The organism is Zobellia laminariae, assembly GCF_030553095.1.
GTDB classification, from domain to species: domain Bacteria; phylum Bacteroidota; class Bacteroidia; order Flavobacteriales; family Flavobacteriaceae; genus Zobellia; species Zobellia laminariae.
On sequence record NZ_CP130738.1, the window covers coordinates 3,243,669 to 3,267,912 of the forward strand.

General features: G+C 38.9%; 20 protein-coding genes and 1 pseudogene. 1 reads left to right on the forward strand and 20 read right to left on the reverse strand.

Annotated features, from left to right (window positions below):
• Positions 1-33: 33 nt before the first annotated feature.
• The 20 genes and pseudogenes from Q5W13_RS15550 to Q5W13_RS15640 form a co-directional block, all read right to left on the reverse strand.
• Positions 34-585, reverse strand: a complete 552-nt coding sequence (locus tag Q5W13_RS15550) for a sulfatase/phosphatase domain-containing protein (protein ID WP_304443618.1) — start codon at positions 583-585, stop codon at positions 34-36.
• Entirely contained in the window at positions 585-983 is a 399-nt protein-coding gene (locus Q5W13_RS25170) for a sulfatase-like hydrolase/transferase (protein WP_368662272.1), read from the reverse strand. Before Q5W13_RS25170 ends, Q5W13_RS15550 begins: the two co-directional genes overlap by 1 nt.
• Positions 974-1,705 carry a sulfatase-like hydrolase/transferase gene (locus tag Q5W13_RS15555; RefSeq protein WP_368662273.1) on the reverse strand — a complete coding sequence of 244 codons (732 nt, stop codon included), beginning with the start codon at positions 1,703-1,705 and terminating at the stop codon, positions 974-976. Before Q5W13_RS15555 ends, Q5W13_RS25170 begins: the two co-directional genes overlap by 10 nt.
• Positions 1,706-1,709: 4 nt before the next feature.
• Entirely contained in the window at positions 1,710-3,755 is a 2,046-nt protein-coding gene (locus Q5W13_RS15560; RefSeq protein WP_304443619.1) for a glycoside hydrolase family 127 protein, read from the reverse strand.
• Positions 3,756-3,916: 161 nt separating this feature from the next.
• Positions 3,917-5,887, reverse strand: a complete 1,971-nt coding sequence (locus Q5W13_RS15565; RefSeq protein WP_304443620.1) for a glycoside hydrolase family 127 protein — start codon at positions 5,885-5,887, stop codon at positions 3,917-3,919.
• Positions 5,888-5,956: 69 nt separating this feature from the next.
• Positions 5,957-7,531 carry an MFS transporter gene (locus Q5W13_RS15570; RefSeq protein WP_304443621.1) on the reverse strand — a complete coding sequence of 525 codons (1,575 nt, stop codon included), beginning with the start codon at positions 7,529-7,531 and terminating at the stop codon, positions 5,957-5,959.
• Positions 7,532-7,570: 39 nt separating this feature from the next.
• A complete protein-coding gene (locus Q5W13_RS15575; RefSeq protein WP_304443622.1) occupies positions 7,571-8,275 on the reverse strand; it encodes a glycoside hydrolase family 127 protein in 705 nt (234 codons plus the stop codon).
• Positions 8,260-9,654 (reverse strand): glycoside hydrolase family 127 protein, encoded by a 1,395-nt coding sequence (locus Q5W13_RS15580; protein ID WP_304443623.1) that lies wholly within the window; start codon positions 9,652-9,654, stop codon positions 8,260-8,262. Before Q5W13_RS15580 ends, Q5W13_RS15575 begins: the two co-directional genes overlap by 16 nt.
• Before the next feature lie 249 nt (positions 9,655-9,903).
• Positions 9,904-11,685 carry an arylsulfatase gene (locus Q5W13_RS15585; RefSeq protein WP_304443624.1) on the reverse strand — a complete coding sequence of 594 codons (1,782 nt, stop codon included), beginning with the start codon at positions 11,683-11,685 and terminating at the stop codon, positions 9,904-9,906.
• Between the two features lie 40 nt (positions 11,686-11,725).
• Complete coding sequence (locus Q5W13_RS15590) at positions 11,726-12,748, reverse strand: glycoside hydrolase family protein (protein ID WP_304443625.1); 1,023 nt, start codon at positions 12,746-12,748, stop codon at positions 11,726-11,728.
• Positions 12,732-13,781 (reverse strand): hypothetical protein, encoded by a 1,050-nt coding sequence (locus Q5W13_RS15595; RefSeq protein WP_304443626.1) that lies wholly within the window; start codon positions 13,779-13,781, stop codon positions 12,732-12,734. Before Q5W13_RS15595 ends, Q5W13_RS15590 begins: the two co-directional genes overlap by 17 nt.
• A 46-nt stretch (positions 13,782-13,827) precedes the next feature.
• Positions 13,828-14,475 carry a bifunctional 4-hydroxy-2-oxoglutarate aldolase/2-dehydro-3-deoxy-phosphogluconate aldolase gene (locus Q5W13_RS15600; protein WP_304443627.1) on the reverse strand — a complete coding sequence of 216 codons (648 nt, stop codon included), beginning with the start codon at positions 14,473-14,475 and terminating at the stop codon, positions 13,828-13,830.
• A pseudogene (locus tag Q5W13_RS15605) lies at positions 14,465-15,421 on the reverse strand (2-dehydro-3-deoxygalactonokinase). The gene Q5W13_RS15600 and the pseudogene Q5W13_RS15605 overlap by 11 nt, the downstream one beginning before the upstream one ends.
• A 5-nt stretch (positions 15,422-15,426) precedes the next feature.
• Positions 15,427-15,756 (reverse strand): aldehyde dehydrogenase family protein, encoded by a 330-nt coding sequence (locus Q5W13_RS15610; protein WP_368662566.1) that lies wholly within the window; start codon positions 15,754-15,756, stop codon positions 15,427-15,429.
• On the reverse strand, positions 15,699-16,868 hold the full coding sequence (locus Q5W13_RS15615) for an aldehyde dehydrogenase family protein (RefSeq protein WP_304443628.1): 1,170 nt from the start codon (positions 16,866-16,868) through the stop codon (positions 15,699-15,701). The genes Q5W13_RS15610 and Q5W13_RS15615 overlap by 58 nt, the downstream gene beginning before the upstream one ends.
• On the reverse strand, positions 16,843-17,028 hold the full coding sequence (locus Q5W13_RS15620; RefSeq protein WP_304443629.1) for a hypothetical protein: 186 nt from the start codon (positions 17,026-17,028) through the stop codon (positions 16,843-16,845). The genes Q5W13_RS15615 and Q5W13_RS15620 overlap by 26 nt, the downstream gene beginning before the upstream one ends.
• A complete protein-coding gene (locus Q5W13_RS15625; protein ID WP_304443630.1) occupies positions 17,009-18,010 on the reverse strand; it encodes a mandelate racemase/muconate lactonizing enzyme family protein in 1,002 nt (333 codons plus the stop codon). The genes Q5W13_RS15620 and Q5W13_RS15625 overlap by 20 nt, the downstream gene beginning before the upstream one ends.
• Before the next feature lie 34 nt (positions 18,011-18,044).
• Positions 18,045-19,052: an L-rhamnose/proton symporter RhaT gene (locus Q5W13_RS15630; RefSeq protein ID WP_304443631.1), complete on the reverse strand. Its 1,008-nt coding sequence runs from the start codon at positions 19,050-19,052 to the stop codon at positions 18,045-18,047.
• 133 nt (positions 19,053-19,185) lie between these two features.
• Positions 19,186-20,502: a GntP family permease gene (locus tag Q5W13_RS15635; protein WP_304443632.1), complete on the reverse strand. Its 1,317-nt coding sequence runs from the start codon at positions 20,500-20,502 to the stop codon at positions 19,186-19,188.
• 150 nt (positions 20,503-20,652) lie between these two features.
• Positions 20,653-21,537, reverse strand: coding sequence for an AraC family transcriptional regulator (locus Q5W13_RS15640; RefSeq protein WP_304443633.1), 885 nt, complete (start codon positions 21,535-21,537; stop codon positions 20,653-20,655).
• A 374-nt stretch (positions 21,538-21,911) separates the two neighbouring features.
• Here Q5W13_RS15640 and Q5W13_RS15645 point away from each other — a divergent pair, with 374 nt between their 5' ends.
• Positions 21,912-24,236 carry a PQQ-dependent sugar dehydrogenase gene (locus tag Q5W13_RS15645; RefSeq protein ID WP_304443634.1) on the forward strand — a complete coding sequence of 775 codons (2,325 nt, stop codon included), beginning with the start codon at positions 21,912-21,914 and terminating at the stop codon, positions 24,234-24,236.
• Positions 24,237-24,244: the final 8 nt, after the last annotated feature.

The window sequence follows — 24,244 nt, forward strand, 5'->3', positions numbered from 1 at the left end:
ATATGTATTTAAAATGAAGTTTTTCTTGATGTATTAGTTTGTTGAATGTTGCTCTTTTTCATTTTTGAATTGAGAGAATAACTGTGCTACGAGTTCAGGATTTCTAGATGCAATATTTACCGTTTCCTCAGGGTCATTGTTGTGGTCGTAGAGCTCAAAATAAATGGGTGCCGCTTGTGGCAGCGTACGGTCTTTCCAGACAATAAAACGATATTGGTCAGTACGCATCGCATATCCCATTAATTTGTTCTCAAATAAATCTCGGTCCCATTTTTCTTTTTGTTGCGCTTTGATTTTTGATTCAACTTCTTCAAGGAGCGTTCCAAAATAAGTTTCCCTCATGGCAGGCCGTAATGGATATGAACCCCATTCTCGTAAGGCGGGCGAAGGAAATTGACTAAATGCTGCTGTTTTCCAATCTTGTTTAGGATTCTTTAAAAGAGGAACAAAACTCTGGCCTTCTATATGTTCCGGTTTTTCAATTCCGGCAAGTTCGCAGAGGGTAGGATACATGTCAATCAACTCTACCAGAGCTTCCGTTTGAGCACCTCTATTGCTTTCGGGCATATCAGGGGTCCATATCATCAAAGGTACCTGGTGGCAATCTCGTAATTGGTGGCTTTGCCCCAAATACCCATATCACCCAAATGCCAACCATGATCGCTCCAAACAATGATGATGGTATTATCTCGTATGCCAGCATCTTCCAAAGCTTTGATAGTTCGGCCTATTTGTTCGTCTACATAACTGATGCAAGCTAGGTAAGCATGTTTTAAGGTTCGGGAAAGCTCAGGTGGTAATTTTCCTGTTTTGGGTATTCCTGAGCGGACTCGTAATTCAAATGAGGGATGAAGCCCCATTGCAGCACCCTCTTTTGGAGGAATACTGTCAGATGCCATTGGTATTTCTGTTTCATTGTATAAGTCCCAATACTTTTTTGGTGCGACCCAATTGAGGTGAGGTTTATGAAAACCTAATCCCATAAGAAGGGTTGGTCACTCTTTTTGGCCATCTCCATTATATCCGCAATGGCCAAGTCAGTATTATAGCCATCAGCGTAGGTATTATCTGGAACATCCGCAGATTCGTAGGCAGGCCCCATGGCCAACCCGTATTTTGCAACATCACCATATTTGGAGAACATTTCCTTTCGGGTTTCTTCTTGTAAGCGTTGATTTTCAGGAAGAGCAAAACCGACTACCGATTTGGGTTTTTGGTATGGTACTCTACTCCATGATAAGGAATCGTCTAAATCGCCATGATGGAATATTTTTCCGTAATAGACAGATTCGTACCCATTGTTTTTAAAGTGTTGAGGCAACGTAACAATATCAGGATGCAGCTCTCGTATTTTTAAATAATTGTGAAAAATACCACTAGTCTCTGGTCGTAACCCTGTAAGAACACTAGCTCGCGACGGCCCGCAAATAGCTTGTTGACAATAGGCCCTATTAAATTGAAGACCTTGACTGGATAATTTATCCAAATTAGGACTTTGAGCTATTTCGGAACCGTACGACGCTAATTCTGGTCTAAGGTCATCTATGGCTATAAATAGAATGTTAGGACTCTTAGTTACTTTCTCAACTGTGTTTTGTTGCGCTGTGCAATTGAAACTTTGACCGAGCAGAAAAATAAAAATGACAAATTTAGATAGGTTTATCCCCCTCAAATTATGTGAATTTCTATTCTCTTTTTTAATCATAATATTAATATTGTAAAGGCAACCAAACGGACATGTCATGCACGCCTCTATTCGCCCAAGCGAAATAAGGTATCATTTTAATAGGGGTTTTCTTGAGTTCAGGTTTTACTAATGGTTTGTACAATTGATTGGACCAATCTTCTTTTGGTAACAAATTGGCTTCGCCTTCTAAAATAGTTACACCTGACAAAAGTTGGGCTTCGTATTTTGGTTGAAGCAGTATATCCGAAGGAATAATAATATCCTTGATATTTGTGCCCGCTACTAAATCTTCACTTTCCAAACAATACACAATAGGGCCTCGTTTAACAGCTATTTGATTTCGTGTTTCTTCAACGTTAGGGTCTGCAGTTATTAAAAGAGGCGCCATGGGTAGCTCAAGTTCTACTACATCGCCTTTCTTCCATTTACGGTTAACTTCTGTATATGAACCCGCTTTTGGCGATTGGTCTATCTTCTCTCCATTCACTTTAATACTGGAACCTTCTGCCCAAGCAGGAATACGTAGCATTAAGGCATATTCTTTTTTCTTCTTAGAATCAATGGTGATTTTGATATTTCCGTCCCAAGGATAATTACTCTGTTGCGTTAGTTTAATATTGGTTCCATCCGCTAAATCGGTATCAAGAACATTACTTCCGTATAAGTTTACCCAGATTCCTTTTTCTGAAGTGCTATAGGCATAGGTATGCATTTTTGCAATAGTCCGGATGATGTTTGGAGGGCAACAGAAAACGGACATGAATTCTCCTCGTTTACCCTCGTCTTTAGTGTTCTGAGGGTGGCCTTCTATGAAGCGTAACGGGTTGGTGTAAAAGAAATGCTCTCCATCCAGAGAGATACCGGAAATAGCACTGTTATAAAAAATAAGCTCCATGATATCGGCAAAACGTCCTTCGCCATTCATTAAGAACATACGCCAGTTCCACATGGCGTTTCCTATATTGGCGCAGGTTTCGTTATATGCCTTAATATTGGGTAGTTCGTAATCTTTGCCATAAGCCTCCGCTACTATGGCATGGTTGGATATACCAAAATGATGAGGTCCTGTAGCTCCTGTTAAGTACATTTTTTGGGTGGTTACATTGGTCCAAATACGTTCTAAGGCATCTTTTAAAGTTTGGTCGCCGGTCTCGGCATACAAATCGGCCACACCTGCATATAGATAATTCCCATGACCTGCGTGGCCAACTGCTTTTGATTCTTCTCTAATAGCAGTGCCTCTTTGGCTATGGTCCATGCCGCGGTGATCTAAAGGTTCTTTTGGAGCCGTACCCAACATATCTACAAATGTTTCCGTAAGCTCTAGGTATTTTTTATCTCCTGTGGTACGGTACATTTCTATAAGTCCCATGTAGTGCGGTGGGTTCCAGTCAATACGTGCGAGTTCAGGAGAAGGTTCTTTGAAGTGATCGTAAATATTGTCGCTCGCCTTTATGGCAATATCAAGGAAGTTTCTTTTGCCCGTAATTCTATAGTGAATACAAGCAGCTGTCATTAAATGGCCAAAGTTGTAGAACTCGTGAGAAGGACCATTGGTATACGGTTTTTCATCGCTTTTAAAAGGGTGTGCAGATTCATGTAAAAAACCTGCAATACCATGACCGATTTGAATTTTTGTGTGGATGTAACCGTCCGGTTGTTGCGCCTTGGCAATCACAGCAATAATTTCATCCATCTGCTGATTAATCTTTTCATCTTTGGTCATTGCATATTCATAAGCCAATGCCTCAACGTACTTATAGAAATCCCCGTCAGTAAAAGACCATCCTCTAAATTCGCCTTTCTCTAAACCAGCGGCTACTTTAAAGTTGGAGTAGGCATGAATGATTTCCGGGTCGTCCATGAGCCTTCCTAAATTAGGAATCATCACGTCATGTGCAGATTTTACTTTATCAGCCCAAAACCCTTCTGTCCATTGACAATCATCAATGTCAATAGTTTTTAGGTTCATATGCGGGGTCTTGGAATTGTTTATTACCCCGTGTTCTTGAGCCAAGCTGCAAATAGATACTAATAGGGTGACGACAAGTGAAGTTGTTCTTTTCATGGTTGAGTCTTAAAAAGATAAATGTTTAGTTAAGCTGATGGGTTTAACCCCGAGTCTTACAAATAAACCACTAAAACAAAGGATTCCTTTTGCAGGGATTAACTGCCGTTAGCACTATTTTATCTTTTTGGTACGGTCTAGTCTGTTTATAATGTTTTGTCCTAATCATTCCAGACTACGGGCATGAAAACGGTCATTTCTGCCTGTCCTCTATTGCTCCAAGCAAAATAGGGTACAAGTTGAGTTTTATGTGGCGTCCATTCAGGTTTTTGGACTGTCCTGTAAATGCCTTCGCCTTTATCTTTTCGTATTAATATTTCTCCTTCCAATGTGGTAATTCCTCCTAAAAAATCGGACTGGTAAGTTGGTTCCAAATTTTTATTCCCATTAAAATAAACATCTAGAATATCAGTGTTTTCTGGTAAATCGGGAGACTCAATACAATAAACAATTGGGCCGCGTTTTACGGCTATTTGGTTTCGTACTTCTTCAATTCTTGGATGGCCTTCTATAAAATCGACCTCCATTGGCATGTTTAAAATAAGTACATCACCTTTTTTCCAATTACGTTCAATTGAAGTAAAACTACCCGGTTCTAAAGTGCTAGTTAGTTCTTTGCCATTGAGCTGTAGCTTAGAATTTTTAGCCCATTTTGGGATGCGTAAACTAATGGAAAATGCATTTGTTTTACATTCTTCAATAGTCAGTTTTACATGTCCGTTCCACGGGTATTCCGTTTCCTGTGCTATCTTAATAGGCGAACCATCTTTTAATTGGGTGTCCAAATTATTTGCGCCGTAGAGATTTACGGTTACTCCGTTTTCTGAAAGGCTATAAGCCCATTCTGAAACTGTGGCAATGGTGCGTACTAGGTTAGGAGGGCAGCAGAAACAGCTCAGGTAAGGTTCTCTGTTAGGTGTTTCCGTTACATTTTCGTGGGCATTGTAGTCTCTGGTATTGTTGAGCATCCGCAATGGGTTTGCGTAAAAGTATTCTTTACCTGTAACGCTAATACCGGATAGTGCACTATTGTAAAGAACCAGTTCAACAATATCTGCATATTTCGCCTCTCCGTGCAGATTCATCATGCGATAGCTGAACATGGCATTACAAAGGTTCGCACACGTTTCATTATAAGCGGTCATGTTAGGCATCATATAGGCGTCAATAAAGCCTTCTTCTATCATATCCCGATTTACGGAAGCACCATAATGGGCTTGGCCTACGGCACCGGTAACGTACATTTTTTTTGTCGTCACGTTTTCCCAGAGACGGTCCAGTGCATCAAGCAGCGCTTTTTCTCCTGTTTCGGCATAAACATCCGCAGCACCTGCGTAATAATATAAGGCGAGTACAGCATGGCCTACTGCTTCTGTGGATTCTCGTAAAGGAGTACGTTCCTGTACCATATCGCCAATAGGATATCCTTCAGTAGTAGTATGATGTTTTACTTCGTATTTTCCACGATTGTCAATAAATTTTTCAGCAAGCTGTAAATATTTCTTATCGCCCAGCGTACGGTACAATTCTACCAAGCCCATTATCTGTGTTTGGTTAAAACCAAAGCGGCCGTAGTGTTTGGTGTCGGGCATAAAAATAGTGTACAGTAGGTCCGCATGTTTAATAGCTATATCCAAGAAATTTTGCTGTCCGGTAACATTGTAATGAATACAGGCACTGATAAGCAGATGCCCAGTATTGTACATTTCGTGGTACTTACGATTTTCGTATCGGTCTACACCGTCTCTCAGCTGAATTTGAGTTTGAAGGTATCCGTCACTTTCTTGTGCCTTGCCAATTATGGCTATGTACTCATCTAATTCAGTAAGAAGTTCGTTGTTTTTTGTGTGGGCGTAAACGTAAATTTTAGCTTCCATGAATTTATAGAAATCCCCATCATGCCAAAACATGCCTTGGTGATTACCTTCTTTTTCACCTGCGGCTATTTTAAAATTATTAAGCGCATGGCCCACATCTCCACATAATACATCACCCATGTAAGGTACCATGGCATTTGCACAAAGTTCAAATTTATCGGCCCAGAAACCAGTGGTCCATTGGCAATCGCCAATGTTCATACTTGTAAGTTGGGTATATGGGCTGTTTGTATTTGCAGGAGTAGCTTGTTTCATCTGTACTGTGTTATTCAAAAAGAAATCGATTTAAATAAAAAATCTATTTATATGGATGTTGTATATCTATTAGGTTTTTCGTCTTGTGGCTAATGTCAATTGCACTTCTTCTATGGTCATATTTTTGGTTTCTTTTAAATAGATATAAAGAATAACCAAACCGATACTTACGACAATGGCATAGAATAAGAGTGTTGAGCTGATACCCATGGTTGCTAATTGCCATGGGAAAAATTTCTGCACCAAGTAACTTACAAAGCTGGTGACCAAAGTGAAAAATGGAATGGCAACACCTCTTAATGAAATAGGGAAAATCTCTGAAAATAAGACCCACATAACAGGGCCGATGGAAAAATGAAAGGCACCAATAAAACTGAGTATTCCCAATAAAATAAGGAGGGCATTTATATCCGCTGCTTTCTGTAAAAGTAGACCTGAATAATCTCTGGCATCCGTTTCTCCTAAGGTTTCAATTAACGCCGTTTTAAAACTTATATCACTATCAAAAGGTACGTCTACTAGGGCATTCAACCTTTCTGAGTTGGGGATTTCAGACAATTCGGAAACCGCATTCTGACTAATGGTATAGTTGGCGGTTTCAAATCCGTAATAGCAAACACCAAGACTTAAGATTATCCAAAGCATGCCCCAAATAATCATTGGTCTACGGCCTATTCTATCAACTAATAATAAACCTAAGACTGTAAACACTACACTGGTAAGTCCAATATAAATGGCCTGCGCAAATGCAGCATCTGTTCCTATGCCCAATTGCTCAAATACAGTAGGAGCGTAGAACAGAATGGCATTTATACCCGTGGCCTGTTGTGCGATAGCTATGGTCATTGCAATAATCATAGTGACACGCATGGGCTTACCAAAAATTTCTTTTAGTTGAGTAAGCATTGAGCGGTCTTGATTACTGTTTTCAAGACTAGAGCGCATTTGGTTTATTTTGGCCTGAATTTCATTTTCGGGAGTTACTTTTTGTAGCATCCTTATGGCTTCTGGTTCGCGTCCATTATATAGTAACCAAGCCGGACTTCTGGGAACAAAAAAGAGTAGGACAAACCATAAGAAAGCAAAAATAACTTCAGTACCCAACATCCAACGCCATGTGTTCGTGTCTAGTCCCCATTCTTGAACCCATGGAGCATCTGTGTTTGCCCAACCTAGAATGAGGTAATTTATGAAGTAGGCGGCGGAAAGTCCTACCACTATATTTATTTGGGTCATGGAAACCAATTTTCCACGCCATTTTGGAGGTGCTATTTCTCCAATATACATGGATGCCAAGGAGATAGAACTAAAAGCCAATCCCCCCATAAACCGAGCTACCAGAAGAGAAGCATAGGATGGGGCCAGTGCAGAAGAGATTGCAGAAAAAAGATACAGGGCCGCAGCAATCATTAAAGTGGTTCTGCGACCATATTTATTACAAGCATATCCCACAAACACAAGTGCTAAAAGTACCCCCATGGCCGGAGCTCCTACTACTGAACCCAATTCTAGTTCCGAGAGTGAAAATTCTTGTGTTATAAATTTCACCGTTCCCGATATTAGCGCTGCGTCCAATCCAAAGACAAAACCGCCCATGGCTACAATGGTGGCATACTTAAAAGCATTCTGTTTATAGGAACCCATAAATTGTTTAAATTAAGGTGTGGTGAGCTATCATAAATGCTAATTCCAGATTACTGGAAGGAAAACGGTCATCTCTCCTTGGCCTCTATTGCTCCAAGCATAGTAAGGTATAAAATTGGTTTTAAAAGATTGAAATTCTGGGGCACTTACTTCTTGGTACATTTCACCCAATTTATCTTTTCGTATTAATATTTCGCCTTCTAAAGTGGTGACACCTCCCAAGAAATCGGGTCTGGAAGTAGGGTTCAGTTTTTTATCGGAAGAAAGGTAAACGTTGGTTATATCTGTTTTTTCTGGTAAATCTGCCGACTCAATACAATACACGACCGGACCTCTTTTTAAGGCGACTTGGTTGCGAACTTCTTCAATGCGTGGGTGTCCTTCAATGAATTTGGTTTCCATTGGCATGTCAATAGTAATTTCATCACCAGCGGCCCATTTTCTTTCAATTTTAGCAAACGTACCGGGCACAGCTTCTGCTGTTTTTGTTCCGTTTACATAAATTTGAGTACCCTTGGCCCAACTGGGAATACGAAGAAGAATATCAAAGGCATCGGCTTTGGATTCATCCACTGTAATCTTAACGACACCGTCCCATGGGTAATCTGTTTTTTGGGTGAGTTTTATGGCTGAACCATCCAATAGGGTAGTATTCAATTCATTTCCTCCGTATAGATTAACCGCAATTCCATTTTCAGATTTGCTATAGGCCCAGCCTGGAGATTTTGCTATGGTACGCACCATAGGTTTGGAGGACAACAGAAGCATTTAAGATAGGGCTGTCTTTCCGGAAACTCAACATTCATTTTTTCATAATCTAGCGCGCCTTCAATTTTCCGAAGTGGATTGGAATAGTAGTAATTCTTTCCGTCAAGGCTAATGCCCGAGAGTCCGCTATTATGCAACACAAGTTCCATAATGTCACCATGCTTGGCATCACCGGTTAATGTAAGCATACGGTAGTTGAACATGGAGTTGCAGATGTTGGCACAAGTTTCATTGTAAGCAGTCATGTTAGGCATCATGTACTCATCAATAAAGCCTTCTTCAATTTTATCGAGGCGAGAAGAACGGCCATAGTGTGTTTGGCCGATGGCTCCCGTTATGTACATTTTTTTGTTGGTCACGTTGTCCCACAACCTTTCTAGCGCATCAATTAACTCTTTCTCGCCAGTTTCCGCATAAACATCGGCAGCGCCGGCATAGAAATAAAGTGCCAATACCGCATGACCTACGGCTTCGGTTTCTTCACGAAGCGGAACGCGTTCCTGAACCATATCACCAATAGGATATCCTTTTGTGGTCTCATCATCTTCAATTTTATATGTACCGCGCATATTTATGAATTGCTCGGCCAACTCTAAGTAGCGTTTGTCTTTGGTAGTCCGGTACAATTCTACCAAGCCCATAATCTGTGTTTGGTTGAAACCAAAACGTTTCAGGTGGTCTGGTTTGGGAGAGAATATTTTGTACAGATAATCGGCATGCTTTACCGCAATGTCTAGGAAGTTGGTCTTTCCGGTCAGGCGATAATGAATACATGCACTAGTCAATAAATGACCGCTATTGTATAATTCGTGATACCTTCTATTGGTAAAAGGTTCTATATCATCTCTAATAATTGCCGGTGTGGATAGGTAACCATCTGCTTGTTGAGCTTGGGCTATGACGTCTATTATCTCATTTATTTCCTCAACAATTTTTTCATCTTTATTTACGCCATATATGTACATTTTGGCTTCCATCCATTTATAGAAGTCGCCATCATGCCACCAAAAACCTTTGTGTTCGCCTTCTTTGAGTCCGGCAGCTATTTTAAAGTTGTTGTAACCGTGACCGATATCTCCTTTTAGGATTTCACCCATGTGGGGAATCATAGTTTCTTCGGCAACCTTCCATTTATCGGCCCAAAAACCTTCGGTCCATCTACAGTCTCCTATGTCAATACTTTTCAACTTAACATGTGGACTGTTCGTGTTATTGATGACACCTTTTCCTGTGTCTAGATTAGCAGCATAATCACGCGGTTTTGTTGTATCTGTGCTGAGGTTTTTGTCGGGTGTGCCTTGTTTACAAGAAAGCACGGTTAATAAGAGGCAAATGGAGAGGGTTATTCTTTTCATAATCCAATATTTATATAATACACTGTTGCGTTATGGTCTAGAATTCGTTGTAAATAGAACTTGGCCGTACAACGAATACTTTGATGCAGTGTAGCATACAAATAAAGGGTAATAGAGGAAGCAGTGATTTGTAGATTTTATCCTGTTACAGCACTATTTTAACCTTGTTTGTTGGTTAATGTTGTGAAATGTGGTACTTGAGTGTGATTTAAAAAATGCGAAAACCAGTAAAATCGAAATCTTTAAGCATTAATCAATACGTTCAACATCAACAAATAAAGGGCCTGTAGCTAATCTTTCTGTTTTTAAAAAAGCATGGAAGTTTCCTGTTCCTTCAGGAAGTATTACATCTGTAAAGGTGATTTTTTTCTGGTCTTTGTTTACCGGAAGTTTTAAATGCACGTCTTTGTATTTCAAATGCGCTACACCTTCATTATTCAGTTCCGGAAGATCAAAGCTAACATTATATGTGCCGGACTCCGTCTTTACGCGCCAGTGGCCAAGATCATTCTTGGAAAGGACTCTAGGGCCGCCCCAATCAAACTGAGATAGATTAGTAGAGCGTTGCATGTTGCTGCCAAGATAAATACGTTGAATGCCTTTGGAATCTCTTTCTTCAGTAACCTCGTCAAACCAATTTTCATAACGAGCTAGAAGGTCTTCTACTATTTCAGGATAATTATTGGCTAGGTTTATACGCTCACTTGGGTCATTTTCTACATCGTATAATTCTAAGTTAGCAAGGACCTCTTTTAATTCTTCATCCTTAGGTTGATACAGAATATGGTGTGGGTCATCATGTGGACTTACCAGTTTATATTTTTGGGTCCGCACTGCAAAATGCATGTATTTAAACACGGTTGGGCCGTAATGCATTTGGACAATGAACTCCCTATCTTTAAAGTCCGGTTTTTCCCCTTTCCATAGGGGCAGCAATGATTTACCGTCCAGTTTAATATCCTCAGAAGCTTCAATTTTACAGACATCTAGGATAGTGGGCAGTACATCAATTACTGCACCCATAGTACTGTTTTGTTGTGCTTTTTCAATATGTTTTGGCCATCTAACAAAAAAGGGTACACGAGTACCACATTCATAAACACTTGTTTTTGTTCCTCGTAAATTTGCTACCCATCTTCCTGGGTAAACGTCATTTTTGGTACGTCTGTTCCTTGGGCCATTATCCGAAAGGAAAATAACTATTGTATTGTCTTCAATGCCCAGTTGTTTTAACCGCTTTAAAACGCGACCTACGTTGGCATCAATATTATCAATCATGCCGTAGGTTTTGGCATTGTCTTCGTGAAGTCCTATTTTTCTATATGGGTCGGCTTTTTCATCGGGTACTTCTAACGGAAAGTGTGGCAGGTTGGTTGCTAAATATGTGAAAAATGGCTTATCACTTTTCTCACTCATAAAATCCAGAGCAGCATCGGTAAAAATATCATCGCAATATCCCTCGTATTTTTTAGGTTCATTATTGTGCTCAAGAATGGGGTCAAAATAGGTGTTGCCAGTAGGTCCAGCAGCTTGGCCAATACCACCTCCTTTATGAACAAGGGCTTCTTGAAAACCTTGGTCCGTAGGACGCATGGGTGCATTGTCTCCCAAATGCCATTTTCCGAAAATTCCCGTACGATAGCCGTTTTTACTCAGAATCTCGGCTAGCGTTTCTTCTGAAGTATTCATAAAGTGATCAACTTGTGTAACCCCTGTGACTCCTGTGCGATACGGATATCTGCCTGTTAAAATGGCAGCACGAGTAGCAGAACAATTTGGATAGGAGAAGAAATGGGTCATTTCAAGACCTTGCTTGCCTATTTTTTCAATATTTGGTGTTTTTAAATAGGGATTGCCGTGAGAACCTAGGTCACCATAGCCTTGGTCATCGGTAAGCATAATCAATACATTAGGACGGTCTTGGGCTATAAGAAGCGTGTTGTGGCAAAAAATCGTACAAAGACAAAACGAGAATATAATTGAACTAAATCTAGTCTGATTTGATTTTAATTTTGTTGCAACATATTTCATAATGACCTGTCTTTTGTATTTGTTTGATGAAAATCTTCTGCTAATCCATGTGAAGACTCACTTGGAAATGACCGGTTTTTACACTGCCATCCTTCATCTTAATTCTATAGCCGTATCCGGGAATGGAAACACCGCCTTCTACCTTTTGTGCTACCGGGCCTAAGTTGGCAATTACTTCGGTACCACTAGAGAACTGACTTCTCTGTACTTTGTAATCAGCACTTAGATATTCGTGGCTTTTTAATTCTGAATAAAATGTTTCTTTATGAACAGGGCTTACCAAATCTCTTGCCATTTCTATCATAGGGCGCATACCTTCAAATTCGTAAGGAGCAAAGAATATGGTAGTACCTCTTCCAAACAACATACTTCTTAAGGCTTTAATTCTAAAATCGCCGTTGGCTGTAACCTCATTATCTGGATCTTGAATTTTTCCAAAATTGGCTATAGCTTCATGGTACACCAAATTGAAAAGCGGAGCAGGGTGGGAGATTACAGAAAGTGGGCGGTCCTCTAAATAGGTCATCCCTTCGAACATATCAAAATAGGGTATCCATTGTTCTTGGCCATGTTCGGTACCGTTTACCAAGTTAAAGCTGTCTATATATTTGGCCAGCTCAATACGTCCTTCTTTTCCGTTTTCACGGTATGCGGCAAAAGTAATATCAGTTATATCGGCCTCTAGGCCTAAATAAGAAATTTCATTTTCAATATTTTCTTGAGCTAATGCTTTTTGAAATTTTGGGTCAACACGCGCCCAACGACTCCCTGCGTTCATCAATTTTCCTTCGGCATCACGTTGCATAAGGTCCGTTGTAAAATTAGGGTCGTTCTCCAGCATTGGGGAGTAGGCATGGTAAGATGAATACAAGTACCCATAAGATTTGGCTAAATCTACCGCTGCCTTTAATTTTTTAGGTCCTCCTAAAGCTTCACTGATAGGGGAGTTGTGCGGAACAAAATTAGAAAAGGTTCCCCATGCATGAACAAAAGCTTTATCCACTTTTAATTCATCATGAATGGTCTGTATCGTATTTTTTAATTCATCAAAAGTAAAAGCCATTCCAGGCATGTTCACATAATGAGGATAGCCACCGTAAATTCCGAAATAGATAGCTCCCAAGTTTATCTACATTTGGATTTCTTTTTAGTTTTTCTTTTAAGGAAACAAAATGTCCACGGGCTTTAGCCTCCTTTTGATATTCTTTGGCCATATCTACGTAATCACCACCGGGAATAAAATGGTAGCTCATGCGCATTTTACCTTTCTCTTCGTTCAATTTCCAAATAGGGTCAAGAAAAACAATACGTTGGTAAGTAGACATTTCACCTTTAAAAAGGTATTGACCATTGTTATTGATATTGTATTGCATTTGGGGTCTGGCAGATTCATCTACAATACCCATTACGGCAGATTTTTCGTTATACGTACCCCACCAAGGCATAGTAAGTCCGGTACCGTTGTTGAACAACTCTAAAAAACCTTGTGATTTATTGTTGTAAGTGGCATCATCCCATTTACAAAAACGACCTCCGTTCATAGGAAAAATATAGGACGGACAGATAACTCCTTGCTTTTGAGGAATTACAGCAGCACCCTTATCTTCATCTGTCTTTAAGCTGAAAGCCCTAGCTGGATAACGTAAATCCGATAATTTAAAATTACCGGCATTATGTTCTTTAACTTCAACATCTAACAGAGCTGTTTTGGCATCTAGCTTTAATTCTGTGACAATGGAAACCCCTGTAGCGACGGAGCCGTCTTTGAGAACAGGGTCAATAAATTTGAGAGATACCGTATTATTTGAAGTTTGTGAAACTTCAATTTTTTTACTCTTGGAAATGTTCACCGTATGTTTTTTTCCTTTGGAATCGGTTATGGTCAATAGACCCGCGGCATTTTCCCACGGGTCCGATTTCCAAACGTGACCAGAAGTTTTTTCGGTAACAGAAAAGCATCCTGTTTCAGAATCAATACTCACATTCAACTTTTCATTTTCTAAAACAATAGGGTCTGATTTATAAGTATCCAAAGCGAGACCATTAAATACAGTCAGGCCAATCATAAGTAAAAATATGAGGTTCCGTTTAGCCATTTTTCTATTGTTTTTCGTTTTCTAAGTATTGATTAAGTTGAAGGTTTTATTCTTTTATAAAATCTTTAATCTCATTTTTCATCTTTGCAAAGTGCTTTTCTAAATCGGTATAATTCCCTTCACGAATCATTTTTTTATCAAACAAAGAACTCGCCATACCGGCCCCAACAGCTCCTGCTTCAAAAAACGATTTTATATTGTCTACTGAAACACCACCAGTAGGTAAAAGTTTTATTTCATTAAGTGGCGCCAAAACGTCTTTTATGTATTGAACCCCCAACTGCGTTGCCGGAAAGACTTTTACCGCAGAAGCACCCCAAGACCATGCTTTGTGGATTTCAGTAGGAGTATATGCTCCTGGAAAAATAGGAATGTTATTAGCTGCACAATGTTTAATTACTTCCTCGTCAATAATTGGGGTTACGATAAATTGAGAGCCAGCATCTAAAGCAATTTTTAAATCTTCCATAGTGCAAACCGTACCAGCGCCTACATTAAGCTCAGGATACTCTTTGGCTAAAGTTGCAATGGTTTCAGCAACCTTGGGTGAGTTCATGGTAATTTCAATCGTGTAAAAACCAGTTTTTACGTAAGAAGGCATAATCTTAAGAACCTCTTCTGTTGTTAGCCCTCTTAGGATTCCTACTATTGGGTTTTGGTTATATTTATCCCATGAAAATATATTATTCTGCATAAGTCCGTAATATTTGTTGTTGTCCTGTTAGTAATGCTTTTTCTAAAATTTGCTCCTCAAAGCAAACGATTTGTTCGGTTGGTAAAAATGATTCTAATGCCAGTTTGTAAAGCGTACTGTAAATACCACTAGCTGCAAGAAAGATGGTTCCATCTTTATGCTGTAAACTGGCCAGTTCGCCACCAATCATAAGACCGGACAAAAAGTTAAAGTTTTGTTCACCAGAAACTTGATTGATTAAAGTGTTTGCCCTAATTGAGAATAAAGATTGCATCTGTTGATTTACTAGACCTTTTTTGACTCCTTCCAAGAAAATATCCTGAAAAGAAACATCCCAAGCAGCCGAAGTTAGTGAAGCCGATAAAATGGTATGCTTGCTAATGGTATCAAAAAGTTCACCGGTCATATACGTGGTGAAATCTTTAAAAACATTCGCTTCAAAAGTAATGTGTTTGCAATGCGTGCCTTAAGGTAATAATAAAATACCCTTTTTGTGTTTAGAAAGCGCTTTAGATAGACCAATGGCCTGAACTTCTTCACCCCGCATAACATCTGCATCGCTTTTGGCACCAGATATCAATAAAAGGTCTGGCATATCATCAAAAGGAATATACTTGCTTATTAAATCCTCGCCATTAAAAGCTAAGGGCATATTTGCATAATCTAATTCATGCATGCCTATTGAAGACGAGAGCATTCCGGATGCTACTATGACATAGTCATTACTGATTGTGCCATCTAGGTTTTTGATTTGATCTTTCAGGTATTCTGCAAAAAACTGGTCTTGAGAAATACTAGATTGTTCTTTAAATTCTTGAAAGCGTTTTTTAATGCCCATATCTGTCGTGTGTTCCGAGAGAATTTTGAGCGATTTCGTTTCTATTAAACGCAGCCGAAAATTGGTAGTACCCCAATCGCAGCTAATAAATTTTTCGGGTAATTTCATTGGTGTTATAAAGCTTTGGTTACTCTTTTTTTGGCAAGATAATCATCTAGCGCATAAGTAGAGCAATCCACTCCTATACCACTGTTTTTGACACCACCATGCGGTAAGTATATGTCATATTTTACGCCATTGAGTTGCACTTCACCGAATTCTAGGGAGCTGGCAAAGAAATCAAGCGTTTCTACATCCTTAGAAAATACGTAAGATGCTAGTCCGGCATCCGTATTATTGGCTAGTACAATAACCTCTTCTTTTGTTTTAAATGGAACAATGAGAGCTACAGGACCAAAGATTTCATGTTGAAGTATCTCGGCTTCGTTTTTGTTGAAAGTAATAACCGTAGGTTCAAAATAATAATAGGACCTTCTAAGGTTTTACCACCATATAGTAATTTACCACCCTGTTTAATGGCTGTATCTACAATACCTTTGACTTTTATGACGGATTGCTTATTGGTCAATGGACCCATATCAGGTTTTTTTTCTCGTCCAAACCCAAGTTTGGTCGCTTTAAACTTTTCTACCATGCCAGCGGCAAATTCTTCTATAAGCGATTCATGAACGAAAAAACGATTAGGAGCTACACAGATTTGTCCTGAGTTACCAACTTTAAGAGCTGTACCAATGTTTATGGCCAGTTCTAAATCGGCATCTTTACAAACAATAAACGGGGCATTTCCGCCGCATTCCATGCTGTATCTTTTTATAGAGGTTTTTGCACTTTGTGCGATAAGCTTTTGCGCAGTTTCCGTAGAACCGATCATGGTAATCAGTCTTGGAATTTTACTTTCGCAAAGCGGAATACCAACATCGTTTAAATCTCCACAGATAACGTTTATGACTCCTTTGGGAAAATTAATTTCAGCGCATAATTCTCCAATAATATAAGCCGATAAAGGTGAAAATTCTGAAGGTTTTAAAATGATACTTGAGCCAGCGGCTAGCGCAGGCCCTAATTTAAAACCTAAGTTCAACAACGGAAAGTTATAGGCTAGAAAAGCAACCGCAACCCCCAAAGGTTGTGAAACAAAGTGGTGTTCATGCGTACCTTCCTTATCCTCAATAGGAATGTCATTGCGCTTTAATATTTCTTCAGAATAGTACTGTAACGAATTGGTAATACTGGTAAGGTCTTCTTCTGAGCCTTCCCAAGTTTTGCCCATTTCATACATGATGCTTTCACGTAGCAAGTCGCTATTCTCTATAATTTTATTTCTAAGCTTATCAATCCAATCTAGGCGCTCTTGTATGGGAAGTTTTGACCAAGTTTTAAAACCTGATTCTGCAGCTTTTAAAGCTCTTTGGGTATCTTCTAAACTAGCCCAAGCAATTGTGGCAGTGGGCTTTTCGTCCGCTGGGCAAATAACTTCAAAAGTTTTATTGTTTGAGGCTTCAACAAGTGCACCATCAATATATAATTTCTTATGACCGAATTTTAGCTGCTCCATCTTTATGTATTTCTTTATCTAAATAGTATTCTAATTTGTCCATATCAACATCAACGCCCAAGCCGGGTGTACGAGGAACCTCTAAATGTCCGTTTTCTAATTTTACCTTGTGAAGGGTAACCTCGTCGCGAAGGGCATTTTCAGTTCTGTCCAATTCCATTGTAGGCAGGTCGTTGTACATTCTCTGGATTCTTATCCAAATTGGCCACCAAATGAATTGCTGCACTTATGGCAATCCAAGTGCCCCAAGTATGTGGCACTACATCTTTGTTGTACGCTTGTGCTAGATTGGTGATTCGTTTAGCTTCGGTTAAACCTCCCGTAGCGCAAATGTCTGGTTGTGCTATATCTACACAATCATTGTCAAAAAGACGTTTAAAACCAAACTTCAAATATTCGCATTCACCACCTGCAATAGGTATAGTTGTATTTTCTCTTAGTCTGCGGTAACCATCATAATCCTCTGGTGATACCGGTTCTTCAAACCAAGAAATATCATATTTTTCAGCTTTTCGAGCTAATTCTATGGCCTCTTTATAAGAATAAGCGTGGTTAGAATCTATCATTAAGCGCATATCTGGCCCAATGGCTTTGCGAATTGCGGCAATGTATTTTAAGTCTTGCTGAATACCCAGTCCGACTTTCATTTTGGTAGCCTTAAACCCTTGGGATTTATACAATAAGGCTTCATTGACCAAAAGCTCTTCAAGATTTTCGTTTCGTGTAAAATAAAGTCCTGTAGCGTAGGGTTCAATAATTGGGTTTTTAATTCCGCCCAATAAAACAGATACCGGTTGATTTAGTAATTTCCCTTTAATATCCCATAAAGCAACATCTATAGCACTTATAGCTGCTTGGAAAGCACCACTTCTAGCGTAATCCATAGAGCGCCTGTACATTTCTTGCCAAAGGATTTCATGTTCTAAAGCACTCTTTCCTAAAAGAAAAGGAGTAAAAAAGTCTATCCCGGATTTTATGACCGCTGCAGGCCCGTAGCCTTCTCCCCATCCGTAAGTGCCATCATCCAGTGTTATTTTTACGATACATATTTTACGGGTATCATACTGCCATTGCGAAAAATAGAAGGGTGTGTCTAATTTATGTGTAATAACAAAAGGCTCTATCTTCTTCTGGATTTTCATAATAAAAGTGCTTATAGTTTAATTAATGGTTGGCTTAATAATTGGCGTACCCTAAAATACAAATGGCGATGATGAGAACGGCTAGACCCGCTAGTAAAATTTTAAAAGGTTTGTCTGCATTTTTCCATTCCCCTTCTCTAAAACCCCAAATATTGCTAATAATCAAAGCGAGCCCTAAAAGTATAGGCCATCCCACAACGGGGCCTAGATTGCCCATAAGTGCTGCGCCTTGACCATAAACCCCTAATGCAGCGAACCAAAAAATACCTGCTGCAATGGCCCATTTTAAAGCCTTGCCCTTGTTGGGAATTGAATAGGCGTTCCATGATTTATTTTTGATAAAAAGGTAGAGTGCATAACCACCGTTCATAACAAACGCACCCAGTAAAACAACCACCCATGATGCTAAACTAGCATTTTGGGCACCTACACCATAATCGTTTACAGCTATTGCTGCAACCGGTGCCGCGTTGGAAAAACCAACGTTTAAAAAGGCGGATAAAACACCTGATGCTACGGCAATCAATACCCCAATTTTTATAGATTTAGTAGTTGTTGTGGAATTATTGTGTAATTTATCTCTTTGGACACCTGCTACCGCGGTAATTGCAACGCCCACAAGGAGTAAGGCAACACCTAACATTATGATTGGGAATGACGGTTGGTCAAACGCTCCTTCAATCTGAAAAAGAGGAATAATGGAACCAACTGATGCGGCAAGACCCATAACAATACCATAGGTAATAGAAATACCGGTTTTCTCTACACTAACTCCAAAAAGAATACCACCAATACCCCAAAGGAAACCGTAAAAGGCAGCTAATAATAAAGTGCTACTATCAGCTTTAGAAATGATTTCAAAAAGGTTGGGCATGACAATTAACGCCCAGATAATTGGGAATAATATCATGGCCGTAAAGGCGTGGACTAACCACCAAGCTTCCCATTTTAATGGTGCAATGTGTTTCATTCCTAAACCAAAAGTTCCTTGAAAGAAACTAGCGAATAGAATTAAAACGATAGCTAATAGATAGGTATCCATATGTGTTGTTTTGTTTTCTTTGGAATTAATACTATTGAAGTGAGATGTGCTCAAATCCTCATATGACACAAAGAAAATTGAATATGAAGCAGATGGATTCTCGGATTTTACCCTAGTATGACATTATTTTATCCTAGTTAAGGATAGGTTGGAGTTGGGTGAAATAATATAATGCCAGCACAAGAAGCCCTCCGCTTAAAGCAACCACGCCCGATAATAAACTGAAAGATTTTAGCAAGCGTGAAACGGAAACCTCGTGTACTTCTTTAAATAACCAAAAGAAGCTACTGTTTACGTGGATAATCCCAAGAGAACCCGCACCAATTGCAGCGGCGGTAAACGTAGGGTGCAGGGTGCCATTAGAAATTAATGGAGCAACAATTGAGGCCGTAGTGATAAGTGAAACCGTAATTGATCCTGTAACCGTAGTAAGAAGAAAACTCAATATGAAAGGAATAACTACACCCATAGCTGCAATATCACCTACATCGGAAAACATTGAACCTACTATTTCAGTGTCTTTAATTACCTGTCCAAAAGCACCACCTGTACCGGTAATGAGAATGACAATAGCTGATTTCTCTCCCGAAGTTTTAAAAAATGTATTCAAACGGGTAGAAAAATCTTTTCGAGGGAGTAAAGGAAGTGCAAAAAGTAAGCCTATAAGAAGTGCCCATACAGGGTTTTTTATAAAGGCGATAAATCCGTTTTCCGATGAAAAAATAGTGCCTATGGACATTAGGAATAGTGGTACTAATAAAGCGGCAAAAGGTAATACTCTTTTGATACCTGTCAATTCTTTTATCTGGGGTGTGTCGTCAATATTTGTTTCGGGTAATTTAAGGTCCAAGATTTTCTTGTTCAACTTTATCCACAACAAACCTCCGGCTATTGCGGCTAAGGCCACCACAATATTAATGGGAATCATGTCCCCAATATTGATTTCAAGAATGGCCGCTACGGCAAGTGGTCCTGGTGTTGGTGGAATTAATGCGTGTGCAACCGTAAGACTTATAGCTAAAGAAAGCCCTAGAGTGAGAACTGAATGGCCTGATTTTTTTGAAAGGACGAATATGGTTGGTAATAAGGTTAAATAAGCAACATCCATAAAAACGGGTATGCCAATTAAAAAACCGATTACGGCCATACTTAACGGAAGGTACTTAGTGCCAAATAAATTTATAATGGTATTTGCTATTACATCTGCGCCACCGGTTTGCGCCAGAATTTCACCCAATAAAGTGCCAAATAGAATGATAAGGCCAATCCATTTTAGAGTGTTACCGAAACCGCTTAACAAACTGTCAGTAACCATTTCTACGGAACTCCCTGTGGTTAACCCTAGAATCAATCCTGAAATAAGTAGAGCAGGAATTGGGTGTACTTTGAATACGGTTACCGCAACAATGAGCAAAACTATACAAAGGAGTAAAAATATAAGGCTGGTCACGCGATTGTATTAAAGTTAGGTATGGCTATCCAAACAAAAATAATTGAAATATACGTTCTTAAAAATGCGTGTATTAACCTTTGTAGGCACTATTGTAACCTTCTGACTATTATAAAGAAATGAAGTTACGCTATTACCTTTCAATTTAGCTTATACCATCTCTTTCTGCTGATTATATTTTTGCATGTATTCTGTTGGAGTAATATTCATTAGCGCTTTAAACTGTCTGTTGAAATTTGTTAGGGTGTTAAAACCAGATTGGTAACAAACAGTAGAGATTTGCATTTCGCCTTCTATTAAAAGTTTACAAGCATTGCGTAAGCGTATTTCGTTCAAGTATTGCGTAAATGATTTTCGAGTTTTCTTTTTGAAGTACCTGCAGAACGCATTTGGAGTCATATGCGCTATAGATGCAATTTCTTCTAACTCTATTTTCTTTTCGAAATTTTCCGTCAGGAAATTTATGATTTTACGCATCCTGTCCTTTTCATTGCTGTTGTAAGTATTGGCAATTACTTCGGAACATAAAGACTCATAATTTTCACTCATAGATAAGATGTCCAAAATCTTTAAAAGCCCTACAATACTAGACAATCCTTGGTCTCCAACAAGTCCAGAGATAAGATTGTGAACCATATAAGTGGCAGATTCGGAGAATTTAACTCCTCTGTCCGCGCGTTGCATAAGACCTTTTAAACGTTTTGATTCCGTTAAGTCAAGAAATTCGCTTCCTAAAAAATTGGGTTCAAATTTTATGACAATTAGGTTAACAGCTTCGGCTTCCTGCTGGTCGTTATAATACTCCTTATGGTTTTTAAACAGATGCGGAATGTTGCTGCCAATAAGGTACAATTCATAAGGAGCAAAACTTCCAATTGAGTTTCCTACATAACGCGTTCCGCTACTTTTAATAAAGTAAATTAGCTCTAATTCCTTGTGAAAATGCCAGTTCTGTTCAATACACGGTAATCTGTCTTGACGTGCTAAAAAGGAATTTTCAGGTCGTTTTTCGGTTTGTTTGTACGTCAGCTTCATAGTCTCTTTCTTTTTTGTTTCCTCAGTTTAAAAGCCAAAAGAAGACTTCTCAAAATTTGGATAATCTCTTTTTTATGAGAATAAGATTCTTATAAAGATATAAAATTACCTGAATTATTGATGATTATTAATTTTTAGAGATAGAATAGTGTAAATTGAATTTGCATTTAAATCTATTATTTCAAGGTTCATTAGTATAGTAATTGTATGTAATAAGGGGGAGATAAATTTTAGTAGTTATATGGTTTTTGTCTAGGAGGATGATATTCAGTTAAATAGTTTCTTTTTTAACTTTTTCAGCTCCAATTGAGCAGTACACTACAGGATAGTAAACAAAAAATGCTTCATTAGTTTTAGACACTTAGAAGCATAGATTGTTAATTAAAAAAACCAATGCTTTTCATTCAAACCAACTCATAATAGAGGATTTATTGGTTTTGACCAATGTATTTCTATTAAAACAAGATGAAGATATGACGATAAAAACGTACAAAATCGATAAATTATTTCTCGGTCTCTTCTGCGTTTTAGTTTTAGCAATTTCTTGTACAACCGATACAAAAAAGGAAAGTGCAACAAATGCTGAGTCTCAAAACCCCAAAATAGAAAAGCTAAAATTACAACTAGGTTTTAGTGCGGAACATTTATATAGTCCCGGAGATAATAATATGGGATCTTGGGTATCTATGGCTTTTGATGATAAGGGCAGGTTAATCACCTCTGATCAATATGGTGCTTTATATAGAATGGAAGTTGCACCAATAGGATCAGAAAATCTTACGCCAAAAATAGAAAAACTTAAAATACAGACGGGTACTCAGGTTGCGGATTCAATAATACAAATGGGCTACGCTCAAGGTTTATTATATGCTTTTAACAGTCTATATGTTATGGTAAACCATACGGGCAGTGATGAATTTGAAAAAACAAGTGGACTTTACCGCTTACAGGATACAGATAACGATGATCAATATGATAAAATAACTCTTCTAAAATCATTGAATGGAGCAGGGGAGCATGGTCCGCATAGTATAGTGTTATCTCCAGATGGTAAATCACTTTATGTAATTGCTGGTAACCATACAGATTTACCCGAAATGGATGAATACCATCTTCCTAGGAATTGGGAAGATGATAATCTTTTTCCTCAGATAAAAGACCCAAGAGGCCACGCCAATGACCGTGGAGCTCCAGGGGGCTGGGTAGCTAAACTCAATCCAGAAGGAGAGAATTGGGAACTTATGGCTTCCGGTTTTAGGAACCCGTTTGATTTAGCATTCAATGAGTTAGGTGATATGTTCGTTTATGATTCGGATATGGAATGGGATTTAGGTATGCCGTGGTATCGTCCAACACGAATTTGCCATGTTACCAGTGGAGCCGAGTTTGGATGGAGAACCGGGAATGGAAAATGGTCAGCGGCTTATCCGGATAATGTACCTCCTGTAATTAATATAGGTCAAGGTTCTCCAACCAACGTATTGTCAGGAAGAGGGTCTAAATTCCCTGAAAAATATCAGCATAGCGTATTTGCTTTTGATTGGAGTTTTGGAATTATTTATGCTATTGAGATGGAAACAGAAGGTTCATCTTACCGTGGTGAGAAGGAAGAATTTCTATCGGGTATTCCACTTCCTTTAACGGACGGTGTTATAGGGCCTGATGGAGCTATGTATTTCATGACCGGTGGACGCAGATTAGAGTCGGATTTGTATCGCGTGTTTTACAATAATCAAGAAGAACTAGCTGGTAATATCAAGGATTTAGAACAGACTTCGGAAAATGAAATTCGTAAAAAGCTAGAGACTTATCATGGTACTCCACAGGATGGAGCAATAGAATTTGCTTGGCCCTATTTAAATAGTAAAGACCGGTTTATTAAATATGCCGCCCGTATTGCTGTTGAACATCAACCAGTAAGCACTTGGCAAGAAAAGGTTTATTCGGAAACCGATGCGGTAAGAAAAATTCATGCTGCCGTAGCTTTGGCAAGACAGGGCGATAAAAGTCAGCAGAGCCGATTGATAAATTCCTTGGTTAATATTGATTACGTTAGTCTCTCTGAGCAGAACCAAGTAGACCTAGTTCGTGCTATAGAGCTTACTTTATCACGTTTTGGAGAACCGAATACTGATGTTAAAAGAAAAGTCAGCTCATATCTTTCAACTCATTATCCAGCGGATACAGATGTGTTAAATCAATTACTGAGTAAGACATTGGTTTTTGTAGATGATTCTTCCGTTATATCAAAAACACTTGCCTTATTGGAGTCGGAAGAGGGGGAAAATGCCTCTGTTATGGCAAATACGGCTACGGAGGCATCAGATTTAATTCTTAGAAATCCACAGTATGGAATGGACATAGCCGAAACATTAAAGAATATGCCTTTAGCACAGCATACATATTATGGTTTGGTATTACAAGATGCTACAACAGGGTGGACACCTGAATTAAGGGAGAGGTATTTCAAGTGGTTTTATAAAGCTTTTTCATTTAAAGCAGGACGTAGCTATATAGGTTTTATAGATAAAGCTAGAAAAAAGGCATTGACCCATGTGGCTGCAAATAAAATGGAATTTTACAATCAAATGTCTGGAGATTCCTTACTTAGTAAATCAGGGAATGAATTAGCTTCAAGTGCTATTCAGCCTAAAGGTCCAGGAAGAAATGGGAGGAGAAAGACATTGCTCCGTTATTAGCCGATGGT